Consider the following 12788-nt stretch of genomic DNA (forward strand, 5'->3'; position numbering starts at 1 on the left):
GGGCTCGATGTTGTCGGTTATAGGCTTTTGGCCATGGTAACAGTTGCCGTCGTGCTTGTTGCATCGGGGGTGTTGGCGGACAATGCGCGTTTTTGCACGGGCGAGTGGCGAACATGACGGCGGAACGGGAAGAGCGGCTACTGGCACGGGTCGAAGATGCCTTTGGCGTCATCAGCGTGTACGAGGTGGACGACTACCGTTTTCTCGAATTCGGCGATGCCATCGAGCAGAGCTGCGTGTTCACCGCCGACCCGAGCTGGCTGGAATATGACTACACCCGCGCCATGCTGGTCGGTGCGCTGTGCCATGAGCAGCCTGAGAGTGCACTGTTTCTGGGCCTTGGCGCCGGTACGCTGACCCAGGCGTGCATGAAGTTCCTGCCGCTGGAGGACATCGAGGCCATCGAGCTGCGCGCGGACGTGCCGCGCCTGGCCATGGAATACCTGGGCCTGGACGATGACCCGCGCCTTTACGTGCGGGTGGGAGATGCCCTCGAGCTGCTGCCCAGCGCCGAAAAGGCCGACCTGATCTTCGTCGACCTCTACACCGACCACGGCCCGGGTGTCGGGCACCTGGCCTGGACATTCCTGGAAAACTGCCAGAAGCAGCTCAACCCGGGCGGTTGGCTGGTGATCAACCAATGGGCCTGCGATGACGGCAAGCCGCTGGGCGCGGCGCTGTTGCGCGGGTTGTACCACCGCCATTACTGGGAGCTGCCGGTGAAGGAGGGCAATGTGATCCTGCTGGTGCCCGCGGACCTGGAACAGATGCTGGACCTGGACGGGCTGCGGGCGCGGGCCGAGGCGCTGGCGCCGCAGTTGGGGTATAGCCTGGCCAGCCTGATCCGTGAGATCCGGTCGGCGACCTGAAGGCCGGTCGCGTAGGGCAGGCAGGAATCGATTCAGCCTGCGGTTGGCTGATGGCGCGATACTGGCCCTTGCCCGCGAAAATTTTCCTCACGTAACCCGTTAATTCGGGTATAGTACGCGCCGGTCTTTTAGCGGACCTCAAAATCAGGTGGTGCAAATCCTCCGAGTCCAGCTTCGGCTGTTCGTCCGCTAGGCGGACCTTCCCAAGTTTTTCTTTTTCAATCGTTTTCGCAAATCCCCGCCGCCAAAGCTGCCTGGGTGACCTTTCGGTCTTTCAAGGCATGTGCAGCTTTGGAGCATGGGTCTTTGCGGATGCACCTAGAGGCAGACCCATGACCCAGGAAACCGGCGGATTCGCCGCTCTCGAACTCAATCCGAATATTGTTGCTGCTGTGCTGGCTACCGGCTATGAAGAGCCGTCCGCCATCCAGCATCAGTCGATCCCGATCATCCTCGCCGGTCACGACATGATCGGCCAGGCGCAGACTGGCACCGGCAAGACCGCTGCCTTCGCCCTGCCGATCCTCAACAAGATCGACGTGAGCAAGCGCGAACCGCAAGCCCTGATCCTGGCGCCAACCCGTGAGTTGGCGCTGCAAGTTGCTACCGCTTTCGAAACCTACGCCAAGCAGATGCCGGGCGTTAACGTGGTCGCTGTTTACGGTGGTGCCCCGATGGGCCCACAGTTGCGTGCCATCCGTAACGGCGCACAAATCGTCGTTGCTACCCCGGGCCGTCTGTGCGACCACCTGCGTCGCGACGAAAAAGTCCTGTCGACCGTACAGTACCTGGTACTGGACGAAGCCGACGAGATGCTCAAGCTGGGCTTCATGGACGACCTCGAAGTGATCTTCGATGCCATCCCGGCCAGCCGTCAGACCGTACTGTTCTCCGCAACCCTGCCGTCGTCGATCCGTTCGATTGCCGAGCGTCACCTGCGCGAACCCAAGCACGTCAAGATCCAGAGCAAGACCCAGACCGTTACCGCGATCGACCAGGCTCACCTGATGGTGCATGCCGACCAGAAGATCCCGGCTGTGCTGCGTCTGCTGGAAGTCGAAGAGTTCGACGCGCTGATCGCCTTCGTGCGTACCAAGCAAGCCACCCTGGACCTGGCCGCCGCGCTGGAAGCCAAAGGCTACAAGGCTGCTGCGCTGAACGGTGACATCGCCCAGAACCAGCGTGAGCGCGTCATCGACTCGCTCAAGGATGGCCGCCTGGACATCGTCGTCGCAACCGACGTCGCTGCCCGTGGCCTGGACGTACCGCGCATCACTCACGTGTTCAACGTCGACATGCCGTACGACCCAGAGTCCTACGTACACCGTATTGGCCGTACTGGCCGTGCCGGTCGCGAAGGCCGTGCGCTGCTGCTGGTCACCCCGCGTGAGCGCCGCATGCTGCAGGTGATCGAGCGTGTTACCGGGCAGAAGGTTGCCGAAGCTCGCCTGCCGAATGGCCAGGCCGTTCTGGATGCACGCATCAAGAAGCTGACTTCGAGCCTGGCGCCGCTGGTGGCCGAATCGGAAGCCACTCATGGCGACCTGCTCGACCGTCTGACCGCCGACCTGGGTTGCAGCCCGCGTGCCCTGGCTTCGGCCTTGCTGCGCAAAGCAACCAATGGTCAGGCGCTGGACCTGGCTGCGGTAGAGCGTGAACAGCCGCTGGTACCGGGCGTTGGTGCTCCGCGTGAGCGTACTGGTGAACGTGCCGAGCGCAGCGATCGTGGTGACCGCGGTGACCGTGAGCGTCGCGCGCCAATGCCGCTGGCCGAAGGCCGCGTGCGTTGCCGTACTGCCTTGGGTGCCCGTGACGGCATCGCTGCCAAGAACCTGTTGGGTGCGATCCTCAACGAAGGCGGCCTGGCCCGTGACGCTATCGGCCGTATCCAGGTACGCGACAGCTTCAGCCTGGTCGAGCTGCCGGAAGACGGCCTGGAGCGTTTGCTGACCAAGCTCAAGGATACCCGTGTGGCTGGCAAGCAGCTGAAGCTGCGTCGCTACCGCGAGGATTGATCCTGGCGTAATAAAAAAATCCCCGGCATGCGCTGGGGATTTTTTTTGCCTGTACCGGCTGCTTCGTGGGAGCGGGCTTGCCCCGCGAAGAGACTCGTCAATCGAACCGATAGATATCCATCCCCAGTGCGCCCAAGGTGAACCCCTGGTGCACCACGCCGAACCCGCTCCCAGCCCCCAGCGCAAAAAACAGCGGCAACAAATGCTCGTCGCTGGGGTGGTTACGCACCGCAAATGGCGCCTGGCGTCGGTAATCCAGCAACGCCGCACGGTCATCCTCGGCCAGCCGCTGCACTATCCAATCCCGAAACGCCAATGCCCAAGGCTCGATCACGTCCGGCCCGGCATGCCAGTCCAGCTCGCCGAGGTTGTGGGTGATGCTGCCCGAGCCAATCAGCAGTACGCCCTGCCGGCGCAACTCGGCCAACACCTGGCCGACCTTTAACTGCAAGGCAGGCCCCTGTTGGCTGGGCAGCGAAACCTGAATCACCGGGATGTTGGCGCTCGGGTACATCAAGCTCAGCGGTACCCAGGCGCCATGGTCGAAGGGGCGGTGCGTATCGGTACGTGCCGGCAGGCCGGCAGCGCCCAGTAACGCACACACTTGTTCGGCCAGTGCAGGCTCGCCCGGTGCTGGGTACTGCACGGCGTACAGCGCCGGCGGGAAGCCGTGGAAGTCGTGCCAAGTCTCGGGCTGCTTGCTGCCGGTCACCCGCAGCTCGCGGCTTTCCCAATGCGCCGACACCACCACGATTGCCTTGGGCTGCGCCAAGGCATTGGCCAGCCCGGTCAACGCCGGCCCGCTGGCGCCCGGGTGCAGGGCAAGCATGGGGGAGCCATGGGAAATGAACAGGCTGGGCAGCATGGTGAGGTCCTGAGGGTTAAGATGCTGTCATCTTCGATCAGTTACCGATCGAAATCCAAACCAAGTTTTCTGCGCTTTCTATCGAAGCGCTCGATCAGTATAGGAGCAGTCATGGAGCCAGCGTTCTGGCACAAGCGGTGGGCCGACAACCAGATCGGCTTCCATCAAGCGCAGGTCAATCCCTACTTGCAGTCGCACTGGCCAGCGCTGGCGTTGGCGCCTGGCAGCCAGGTGCTGGTGCCGTTGTGCGGCAAGAGCCTGGACCTGGCCTGGTTGGCAGGGCAGGGCTATCGCGTGCTGGGGGTGGAGCTGTCGCGGCGGGCGGTGAAGGGCTTTTTCCGTGAGCACGGGCTTGAGGCCGAGGTGCTGCACAGGGGCGCCTTCGAGGTTTGGCGCAGTGGCGGGATAGAAGTGTGGTGCGGCGATTTCTTCGCCCTGCAGGCGCAGGACCTGGCCGATTGCGCGGGGTTCTATGACCGCGCGGCGTTGATTGCCTTGCCGCCGGAGATGCGCTTGCGGTACATGCAGTTGCTGGCTGAAGGGTTGCCGTCGGGAAGCCAAGGGCTGTTGGTGACGCTGGATTATGACCAGGCGCTGTTGCCCGGCCCGCCGTTTTCAGTGGCGGACGCTGAAGTTCGGCAGGGGTTTGCGGGTTGCGAGGTGCAGGCGCTGGAGGCCGTGGAGATTATCGAGCAGAGCGCAAAGTTCGTTCAGGCGGGTGCCACGAGCCTGCTTGAGCGGGTGTATCGCATACAGCTCTGATGGGTAGCCGTGTAAAAAAAGGGCGACCGAAGTCGCCCTTTGTTTTTAGCGGGTGGATCAACCGCGGCGACGCAGCGCCTCGATGCGGTCTTCCAGTGGCGGGTGGCTCATCAGCAGGCCTGCCAGGCCGTGCTTGAGGCCGCCATTGATGCCAAAGGCCTTCATGGTGTCCGGCATGTGCACCGGCAGGCCTTGCTCCACGCGCAGGCGCTGCAGGGCGCCGATCATCGCGGCCGTGCCGGCCAGTTGCGCACCGGCTTCATCGGCGCGGTACTCGCGGCGGCGCGAGAACCACATGACGATCATGCTGGCTAGGATGCCCAGGATCAGTTCGGCAACGATCGTCGCCACGTAGTAGGCGATGCCTTGACCTTCTTCGTTCTTGAAGATGACCTTGTCGACGAAGTTGCCGATGATGCGGGCGAAGAACATCACGAAGGTGTTCACCACGCCCTGCACCAGTGCCAGGGTGACCATGTCACCGTTGGCCACGTGGCCGATCTCGTGGGCCAGCACGGCGCGCACTTCATCGGGCGAGAAACGCTCCAGCAGGCCCTGGGATACGGCTACCAGCGCGTCGTTGCGGTTCCAGCCGGTGGCGAAGGCATTGGCCTCGTACGCCGGGAAGATACCCACCTCGGGCATCTTGATGCCGGCCTCGCGCGACAGCTCTTCGACCGTTTGCAACAGCCACTGCTCGTGGCGGGTGCGCGGCTGGGAGATGATCTGAGTACCGGTGCTCATTTTCGCCATCCACTTGGAGATGAACAGCGAGACGAGGGAGCCGGCAAAACCGAACACGGCGCAGAACACCAGCAGGCTGCTGAGGTTGAGGTCGACCCCGTTGGCGGCCATGAACCCGTTGAAACCGAACAGGCTCAGGGTAATGCTTGCAACCAGCACCACCGCGAGGTTGGTGGCTACAAACAACAGAATGCGCATCATGGTTGTTACGTTCTCCTGACGGATGAGTGTGTTGCTTACTGCGGGGTATATAAGGGGCAAGCCGTGCCGATTCAATCGGGCGACTATTTCAAACTGTGTACGGCGGAGTATGGCAGAGGAAAAGGCAGGGGCTGTGAGGCAGAGCGTTGCAGGATGTAAGAGACATCATATGGGATTGTGGGGGCTGCTTTGCAGCCCATTCGCGGGGCAAGTCGGATCGCCGCACCGCCGCTCCCACCGGAATTCCACAACCCTCAGGTACGGGGTTGCATCTGTGGGAGCGGGCTTGCCCCGCGAACGCTCTGGAATTTACTGCGAATAACCCTTGAGGAAGTTCCCGATCCGCCCGATTGCCTGCTCCAGGTCATCTACCCGCGGCAAGGTCACCACGCGGAAGTGGTCCGGCCACGGCCAGTTGAACGCCGTGCCCTGCACGATCAGCAGCTTCTCTGACAGCAGCAGGTCGAGCACGAACTTCTCGTCGTTGTGAATCGGGCACACTTTGGGGTCGATCTTCGGGAACGCATACAGGGCGCCCATCGGCTTTACGCAGCTCACGCCGGGGATCGAATTGAGCAGCTCGTAAGTGCGGTTGCGCTGCTCCAGCAGGCGGCCTTGTGGCAGAACCAGGTCATTGATGCTCTGGTAGCCGCCCAGGGCGGTCTGGATGGCGTGCTGGGCCGGCACGTTGGCGCACAGGCGCATGTTGGCCAGCATGTCGATGCCTTCGATGTAGCTCTGGGCGTGGTGCTTGGGCCCCGAAATGATCAGCCAGCCGGAGCGGAAGCCCGCCACCCGGTACGATTTGGACAGGCCGTTGAAGGTCAGGCACAGCAGGTCTGGTGCCAGCGAGGCGGTGCTGATGTGCACGGCTTCGTCGTAGAGAATCTTGTCGTAGATCTCGTCGGAGAACACCACCAGGTTGTGCTGGCGTGCCAGCTCCAGCATGCCCAGCAGCAGCTCTTTGGAGTAAACCGCGCCGGTCGGGTTGTTCGGGTTGATGATCACCAGGGCCTTGGTGTTCGGCGTGATCTTGGCCTTGATGTCCTCAAGGTCAGGGAACCAGTCGGCCTGCTCGTCGCACAGGTAGTGCACTGGCTTGCCGCCAGCCAGGCTCACCGCAGCGGTCCACAGTGGGTAGTCCGGGGCCGGAATCAGCACTTCGTCGCCGTTGTTGAGCAGTGCCTGCATCGACATGACGATCAGCTCGGACACACCGTTGCCCAGGTAGATGTCCTCGATGGTGACGCTTTCGATCTCTTTTTGCTGGCAGTACTGCATCACCGCCTTGCGCGCGCTGAACAACCCCTTGGAGTCGCTGTAGCCCTGAGCGGTGGGCAGGTTGCGGATCACATCTTGAAGGATTTCGTCCGGCGCCTCGAAGCCAAACGGCGCCGGGTTGCCGATGTTCAGCTTGAGGATGCGGTGGCCTTCCTCCTCCAGGCGTTTGGCGTGCTTGAGCACTGGGCCGCGAATGTCGTAGCAGACATTGGCGAGCTTGTTCGATTTGCTGAACTGCATGATGGGGTCCCGGTTGAGAATACGCGCAACGCCCCGTCGAAAGGTTTGAAAGGGCAGGGCGCGGGTGCCAGACTGAACGCCTGGCACACGAAGCCAACTAATATACGTGCCACCCGCGTTACGGAAAAGACGGCGCGGGGTGAAATTAAGCCTGCCGAGGTCCCTACATGCAAAAGATCGACAAGACACTTGAACAATGGCAGTCGATGCTCGACCCCGAGCAGTACCAGGTGTGCCGCCTGAAAGGTACCGAGCGCCCGTTCAGTGGCAAGTACAACAGCGAGCGCCGCGACGGCATCTACCACTGCATCTGCTGCAACCTGCCGCTGTTCGATGCCCAGACCAAGTTCGATTCCGGCTGCGGCTGGCCGAGCTTCTACGCGCCGATCGAAGACCGCGCGATGATCGAAATCCGCGACACTACCCACGGCATGATCCGCACCGAAGTCACCTGCGCCCGCTGTGATGCCCACCTGGGCCACGTGTTCCCCGACGGCCCACCGCCGACCGGCCTGCGTTACTGCATCAACTCGGTGTGCATCGACTTACAACCGCGCGACTGACCGGAGCCCGAACATGGCTGGATCGATGCTGGATATCCCCTGCGTGACATTGGGCGGCGAGCACAAGAAACTCGGTGACTTCCCAGGCAAGGCCCTGCTGGTGGTCAATACCGCCAGCCAGTGCGGCTTCACCCCTCAATACAAGGGCCTGGAGCAGTTGTGGCAGCACTATCGCGAGCGTGGCCTGGTGGTGCTGGGCTTTCCCTGCAACCAGTTCGGCAAGCAGGAGCCGGGCGAAGCGCGGGAAATCGCGCAGTTCTGCGAGCGCAATTTCGGCGTGAGCTTTCCGTTGTTTCGCAAGGTCGAGGTCAACGGGCCGGGTGCGCACCCGCTGTTCGTCGAACTCAAGCAGCGTGCCCCTGGCCTGCTGGGCAGCCAGAAGATCAAGTGGAACTTCACCAAGTTCCTGCTCGACCCGGCCAGCGGCCAAGTCACGCGCTATGCGCCGACCACCAAGCCGCAGGCCCTGGAAGCGGATATCGAGCGCCTGCTCAGCCGCTGACAGGCACCCAGTGATCGACCAGTGCCAGTAGCTCTTCGCGGCGAAACGGCTTGGCCAGGTAGTCGTTCATGCCTGCGGCGCGGCAGCGCTCACGCTCCTCGGGCATGGCATTGGCGGTCAGCGCGACGATCGGCAGTTCAGGCCAGCGGCCGCTCTGGCGAATGCGCCGGCTGGCTTCGTAGCCATCCATCACCGGCATGTTGCAGTCCATCAGCACCAGGTCGAAATCGTCCTGCTCCAGGCATTCCAAGGCCTCGGCACCCTGGCTGGCCACTTGCACCTGGCAGCCGAGCTTGGCCAGCATGCCCTTGGCCACCAGCTGGTTCACGGGGTTGTCCTCCACCAGCAGAATCCGCGCGCGGCCTTGTTCCGCGGCCATGCTCGGGTTGGCCAGCGGGTGCTCGGGCTCATGGCCTTGCAGGGTGCGCCGCAGGGTCTGGTACAGGGCGTTGCGCGCGAGTGGCCGGGCCAGTTGATGCAAGGGTGCCAGGCTGACGGACTGCTCGCTGGAGAGGAAATTGCCATAGGCCGTCACCAGCAGGATGGGCGTTTTCATTGCCGGGCGCAGCTCAAACAGATGCTCCAGATCATCGGTGATCAGCAGGTCGATCTGCGTGGCATCCAGGCCTGCCCTGCTGTCATGGCGCTGGTACGCCAGGCCCCAGGCAGGTAGCAGGTCTTGCAACAGTTCATGCAGCCCGCTGCCGGCATTGCTCAAGGCCACCACACGCCCCTGCAGCGGCGCGGGCGGGATAGCCTCGGTGTGAACGGTCAGCGGCAACTCTGCGCTGAACCGGCTGCCAAAGCCCGGCTCGGACTGAATATGCAGATGGCCGTGCATGGCCTTGCACAGGTTGCGCGTCAGGGCCAGGCCCAGGCCGGTGCCGCCGTACTGGCGGGTAATGCCGGCGCCTGCCTGGGTGAACGGCTGAAAGATCCGCGCCTGGGCCTCTTCCGGGATACCTATGCCGGTATCGCGGACCTCCAGGCGCACGCCGCCGACAATCGTTACCAAGCGTATGTCGACGCGGCCGAAACGGGTGAACTTGAGCGCGTTGGACAACAAGTTGCTGACCACCTGGCGCACCCGTGTCGGGTCGCCGAGCACGCTACTGGGGAAGTTGCGGGCGATCAGGCAGGTCAGTTCGACGCTTTGCGCGGTGTTCTGCGACAGCAGGTTGGCGGTGTCCTCGACCATCGAGCCCATGTCGAAGGGGATACGCTCGAGTTCCAGCTGGCCGGCATCGAACTTGGACAGGTCGAGAATATCGTTGAGCAGCTCCACCAGCACCTTGCCCGAGTCGTGGGCGATGGTCATCTGCTGGCGCTGCTCGCTGGGCAGCGGGCTGTCCAGGGCCAGGGCGATCATGCCGAGCATGCCGTTGAGCGGGGTGCGGATCTCGTGGCTCATGTTGGCCAGGAAGGCCGCCCGTGCCTGAGCCATGTCCAGGGCGCGGCGGCGGGCTTCTTCGAGCTCTTGATTGGACTGGCTCAGGCTGCTGTTGCTGGCCTTGAGCTGGTCGGTGCGCGCCGAAACGATGTCTTCCAGTTCGTTGAGGTACTGGGTCAGGCGGTTCTCGGCGGTGCGCCGCTGCTCGATCTCGGTGGCCATGCTGACGAACTGCTGGTTGGCGACCTTGACCAGCACGCCGATTTCATCGTGCTCGTGGCCGTGGGGGCATTCCAGCCGAGTTTGCCGTGGCTTGCGTGGGTCGCTGGCGCTGAGCGCACCGATCACGTTCACCAGCGGCATGGTCAGCATCATGTAGAACAGCGCCAGCAGAATGCCGGTCAGCACCAGGCTGCGGGCAAAGCCGGTGAGCAAGGTGACGCCGGCGCGGTCGAGGAAGCGGCTGCCGAAGGCGTAGGTGTCGACATCCAGGTACAGGGTGCCGAGGTATTCTTCGGGCATGTGGGCAAGGAACAGGCGGTCCTGCAGCTGGCGCTGTTCGCCGAACAGAAAGTCGCTCAGCGGCCGGTAGCGGTCTTCCAGGCGCGGGCGCTCGACGTCGGCCAGCACGGTGTCGTTGTTGTCGATCAGCCGCGCACGCACCACCGCCGGCGATTGCAGCAGGCCGCGCGTCAGCTCCAGGGCCAGTTCGGCATCGATGTTGTAGGCGATGCGGGAGGCCGGGTTGTGGCTGATTTGCAGCAGTGCACGCACTTCGCGGTTGATGGACGCGTCTTCGCTGGCATAATCGATGCCGATCTGGATGAGACTGAGCAATGTTCCCAGGATGAAGCCGACCAGGACTGTCAACCGGGCTTGCTTGTATGACAGGCGATTGGTGAACTTTATATCCATGAGTCCCGAGCCGGTTTCTCGTCCCTTGCGCTGCGCAAGCATAGCCGATCAACCCCGGCTGCAGGCGGCTATTGCCGCCCCGAATCTGAATGTGTAGGAGACGTCATGGACGCCCGCTTGATTGCTTTCCTGGACCGCGCCGAATCGGTACTGGCGCGCCTCGAACCCCTGTTGCCGGCACTGCGCCCGGACATCGACTGGCACACCACCCTGGCCGCCCGCTGGCAGCGCGATGGCCGCAGCGGTTACCTGATGCCGCTGGAAGTCAGCCTGGACATTCGCCTGTCCGACCTGATTGGCGTCGACCAGCAGCGTGACCAGTTGGGCCGCAACACCCACCAGTTCATCAACGGCCTGCCGGCCAACCACGCGCTGCTGTGGGGCTCGCGTGGCACCGGCAAGTCGTCGCTGGTGCGCGCCCTGCTGGCCGAGCACGCAGGTGCCGGCCTGCGCCTGATCGAAATCGAACGTGACCATTTGGCCGACCTGCCGCGGGTGGTCGAGCAACTGCAGAAACTGCCGCAACGCTTCATCCTGTTCTGCGACGACCTGTCGTTCGAAGCCGGGGAGGGCGACTACCGGGTGCTCAAGAGCGTGCTCGACGGCTCGCTGGAGCAGGCTCCGGACAATGTCCTGTTGTACGCCACTTCCAACCGCCGCCACCTGGTGCCCGAGAAAGAGAGCGACAACGAGAACTGGAAGCGGGTCGATGGCGAGCTGCACCCCAGCGAGGCGGTGGAAGACAAGATCGCCTTGTCTGACCGTTTTGGCCTGTGGCTGTCGTTCTACCCCTTCACCCAGGACCACTTCCTCAACGTGGTCGAACACTGGATCGGCCAGTTGGCGCGCCCTGCCGGGCTGAGTTGGCAGCGTGACGAAGCCCTGGAAATCCTTGCCGTGCGCTGGGCCACCGGCCGCGGCAACCGTAATGGCCGTTGTGCCTATCAGTTCGCCCGCTACTGGGTCGGGCTGCAATTGCTGGAGCAGAAATAAATGATCGACCTCAATGCCAGTGGTACCGGCCTTGACGGCTACCGCCTGCTGGCTGCGCAAGTGCAGGCGCTGTTTGCCGACGAGCGTGACTTCATCGCCAACGCCGCGCAGTTTTCGGCGTTCTTGTATAACCAGGTGGATGACCTTAACTGGGCGGGGTTCTACCTCAACCGTAACGATGAACTGGTGCTCGGGCCGTTCCAGGGGCAGGTGGCCTGTGTGCGGATCCCGTTCGGCAAGGGTGTGTGCGGTGCAGCGGCGGCTACGCGGCAAACCCAGCGGGTCGAGGATGTGCACGCGTTCCCGGGGCACATTGCCTGTGACAGTGCGTCCAACAGCGAGCTGGTGATCCCGTTGGTGAAAGAGGGGCGGTTGATTGGCGTGCTGGACCTGGACAGCCCGAAGCTTGGGCGTTTCAGTGAGGCGGACCAGCAAGGGATGGAGCGCCTGGTGGCGATCTTCCTGGAATTGACCGACTGCTGAGTGTGTTTGCCTGTACCGGCCCGCTCCCACAGGGCCAGTACAGGATTACCGAGTCAGTCGTACATTGCTTTTTTCTTCCAGGTCTCTTCCTCATCGGTCTTGAGGCCTTCATTCAATTCATTCTGCTCGTTCTGTGCCGGCTCCATCTGGTCCAGCACCTGCGCATTGGCGCGGGCCAGCAGTTTCTCCAGGTAGGTCAGCTGCTCTTCATACACTTTCGGCTCCGGCTGCTTGCGCAGGTACTGCACACCCCGCTCGAAAGCCAGGCGCGCCTGGCCCGGCTGGCCCTTCTGCAGGGCCTGCTGGCCAAGGTTGTTGAAGAACTCGATGTGCAACAGCACCAGGATATGGCGGACTTCCTTGACCCATTGCTTGGCCTCGCTGGCGGGCAGGAAGCCTTCCTGGGCGGCGCGGGCCACCTGGTTGTGCAACGCTTCAAGCAGAAAGCGCACGTCCTTGGCCTTGGCCTCGGCCTGGATCGGGTTGGGCGGGTTGTTCACCGGGATCTTTTCGCCCAGGGCAATCAGGCCTTCGAGTTCGGCAATCCGCGCCTTGAGTTCGGCGTTGTGCTTGTCCACCGCCAGCTGACGCTGGTTGAGGTTCAGCTCCAGGCGGGTCAGCAGCAGTTTGAGCGCCGGGGTCATGAACTGGCCGGGGAAGGTCTCGGTGATTTCGCCACAGCGACGCAAGCGATCGGCCAGCTCGACCTTCAGCCGCGCGCGTTCGAGCTTGCTGTTTTCGACCACATTGTTGAGGTAGCCGATCACGATCAGTAACGCGATACCCGCCACGATGAGCAGGGTGATCAGAAGTGGTGTCACCGTTAATGCCTCATGAAGAAGTTATGCATCAGTGTAGGAGCGGGCTTGCCCGCGAGAGGCCCAGGCAGGCAAATCTCTTTTTATATCGGCCACGTGCTCTATAATTACAATAGCGCTACCGGATGCCGGCACATTGATACCGAG

Annotated in this window: 11 protein-coding genes and 1 pseudogene; 7 read left to right on the plus strand and 5 right to left on the minus strand. The window is 62.8% G+C overall.

What is annotated here, in order from left to right:
- Positions 1 to 113: 113 nt before the first annotated feature.
- Both NP534_RS10175 and NP534_RS10180 read left to right on the plus strand, forming a co-directional pair.
- The gene (locus NP534_RS10175) at positions 114 to 869 is read left to right on the plus strand and encodes a spermidine synthase (protein ID WP_274098640.1); all 756 of its coding nucleotides are present in this window, start codon (positions 114 to 116) and stop codon (positions 867 to 869) included.
- 298 nt (positions 870 to 1167) lie between these two features.
- Positions 1168 to 2884 (plus strand): annotated as a pseudogene (locus tag NP534_RS10180) (DEAD/DEAH box helicase).
- Positions 2885 to 2981: 97 nt separating this feature from the next.
- On the opposite strand, the gene NP534_RS10185 reads toward NP534_RS10180, so the two are convergent.
- Positions 2982 to 3749: a DODA-type extradiol aromatic ring-opening family dioxygenase gene (locus NP534_RS10185; protein ID WP_274098641.1), complete on the minus strand. Its 768-nt coding sequence runs from the start codon at positions 3747 to 3749 to the stop codon at positions 2982 to 2984.
- Positions 3750 to 3860: 111 nt separating this feature from the next.
- Between NP534_RS10185 and NP534_RS10190 the strand changes: the two genes are divergently transcribed.
- Positions 3861 to 4511, plus strand: a complete 651-nt coding sequence (locus NP534_RS10190) for a thiopurine S-methyltransferase (RefSeq protein WP_274098642.1) — start codon at positions 3861 to 3863, stop codon at positions 4509 to 4511.
- A 57-nt stretch (positions 4512 to 4568) separates the two neighbouring features.
- Here the strand turns inward: NP534_RS10190 and htpX are convergent, their stop codons facing one another.
- Positions 4569 to 5456 (minus strand): protease HtpX, encoded by an 888-nt coding sequence (gene htpX / locus NP534_RS10195; protein WP_016715101.1) that lies wholly within the window; start codon positions 5454 to 5456, stop codon positions 4569 to 4571.
- Between the two features lie 309 nt (positions 5457 to 5765).
- The gene (locus NP534_RS10200; RefSeq protein WP_274098643.1) at positions 5766 to 6977 is read right to left on the minus strand and encodes a pyridoxal phosphate-dependent aminotransferase; all 1212 of its coding nucleotides are present in this window, start codon (positions 6975 to 6977) and stop codon (positions 5766 to 5768) included.
- A gap of 167 nt (positions 6978 to 7144) precedes the next feature.
- Here NP534_RS10200 and msrB point away from each other — a divergent pair, with 167 nt between their 5' ends.
- Positions 7145 to 7540 carry a peptide-methionine (R)-S-oxide reductase MsrB gene (gene msrB, locus NP534_RS10205; RefSeq protein ID WP_033700607.1) on the plus strand — a complete coding sequence of 132 codons (396 nt, stop codon included), beginning with the start codon at positions 7145 to 7147 and terminating at the stop codon, positions 7538 to 7540.
- Between the two features lie 13 nt (positions 7541 to 7553).
- The gene (locus NP534_RS10210) at positions 7554 to 8042 is read left to right on the plus strand and encodes a glutathione peroxidase (protein WP_033700606.1); all 489 of its coding nucleotides are present in this window, start codon (positions 7554 to 7556) and stop codon (positions 8040 to 8042) included.
- On the opposite strand, the gene NP534_RS10215 is transcribed toward NP534_RS10210, so the two are convergent.
- Positions 8032 to 10389, minus strand: a complete 2358-nt coding sequence (locus tag NP534_RS10215; protein ID WP_274098644.1) for a hybrid sensor histidine kinase/response regulator — start codon at positions 10387 to 10389, stop codon at positions 8032 to 8034. The two genes, NP534_RS10210 and NP534_RS10215, sit on opposite strands and share 11 nt — an antisense overlap.
- Before the next feature lie 63 nt (positions 10390 to 10452).
- On the opposite strand from NP534_RS10215, the gene NP534_RS10220 reads away from it, so the two are divergent.
- Both NP534_RS10220 and NP534_RS10225 read left to right on the plus strand, forming a co-directional pair.
- The gene (locus NP534_RS10220) at positions 10453 to 11340 is read left to right on the plus strand and encodes an ATP-binding protein (protein ID WP_274098645.1); all 888 of its coding nucleotides are present in this window, start codon (positions 10453 to 10455) and stop codon (positions 11338 to 11340) included.
- Positions 11341 to 11823, plus strand: coding sequence for a GAF domain-containing protein (locus NP534_RS10225; RefSeq protein ID WP_274098646.1), 483 nt, complete (start codon positions 11341 to 11343; stop codon positions 11821 to 11823). It begins immediately after the preceding gene.
- Between the two features lie 53 nt (positions 11824 to 11876).
- Here NP534_RS10225 and NP534_RS10230 read toward each other — a convergent pair whose 3' ends face one another.
- Positions 11877 to 12644: a hypothetical protein gene (locus tag NP534_RS10230; RefSeq protein ID WP_033700600.1), complete on the minus strand. Its 768-nt coding sequence runs from the start codon at positions 12642 to 12644 to the stop codon at positions 11877 to 11879.
- Positions 12645 to 12788: the final 144 nt, after the last annotated feature.

Origin of the sequence: Pseudomonas sp. 39004, assembly GCF_028682155.1 — a bacterium.
GTDB lineage: Bacteria > Pseudomonadota > Gammaproteobacteria > Pseudomonadales > Pseudomonadaceae > Aquipseudomonas > Aquipseudomonas capeferrum.

Bases quoted from the DNA above. Each gene is read 5' to 3' on its own strand.
- NP534_RS10175 (WP_274098640.1), top strand. From the start codon at position 114: ATGACGGCGGAACGGGAAGAGCGGCTACTGGCACGGGTCGAAGATGCC.
- NP534_RS10185 (WP_274098641.1), bottom strand. From the start codon at position 3,749: ATGCTGCCCAGCCTGTTCATTTCCCATGGCTCCCCCATGCTTGCCCTG.
- NP534_RS10190 (WP_274098642.1), top strand. From the start codon at position 3,861: ATGGAGCCAGCGTTCTGGCACAAGCGGTGGGCCGACAACCAGATCGGC.
- htpX (WP_016715101.1), bottom strand. From the start codon at position 5,456: ATGATGCGCATTCTGTTGTTTGTAGCCACCAACCTCGCGGTGGTGCTG.
- NP534_RS10200 (WP_274098643.1), bottom strand. From the start codon at position 6,977: ATGCAGTTCAGCAAATCGAACAAGCTCGCCAATGTCTGCTACGACATT.
- msrB (WP_033700607.1), top strand. From the start codon at position 7,145: ATGCAAAAGATCGACAAGACACTTGAACAATGGCAGTCGATGCTCGAC.
- NP534_RS10210 (WP_033700606.1), top strand. From the start codon at position 7,554: ATGGCTGGATCGATGCTGGATATCCCCTGCGTGACATTGGGCGGCGAG.
- NP534_RS10215 (WP_274098644.1), bottom strand. From the start codon at position 10,389: ATGCTTGCGCAGCGCAAGGGACGAGAAACCGGCTCGGGACTCATGGAT.
- NP534_RS10220 (WP_274098645.1), top strand. From the start codon at position 10,453: ATGGACGCCCGCTTGATTGCTTTCCTGGACCGCGCCGAATCGGTACTG.
- NP534_RS10225 (WP_274098646.1), top strand. From the start codon at position 11,341: ATGATCGACCTCAATGCCAGTGGTACCGGCCTTGACGGCTACCGCCTG.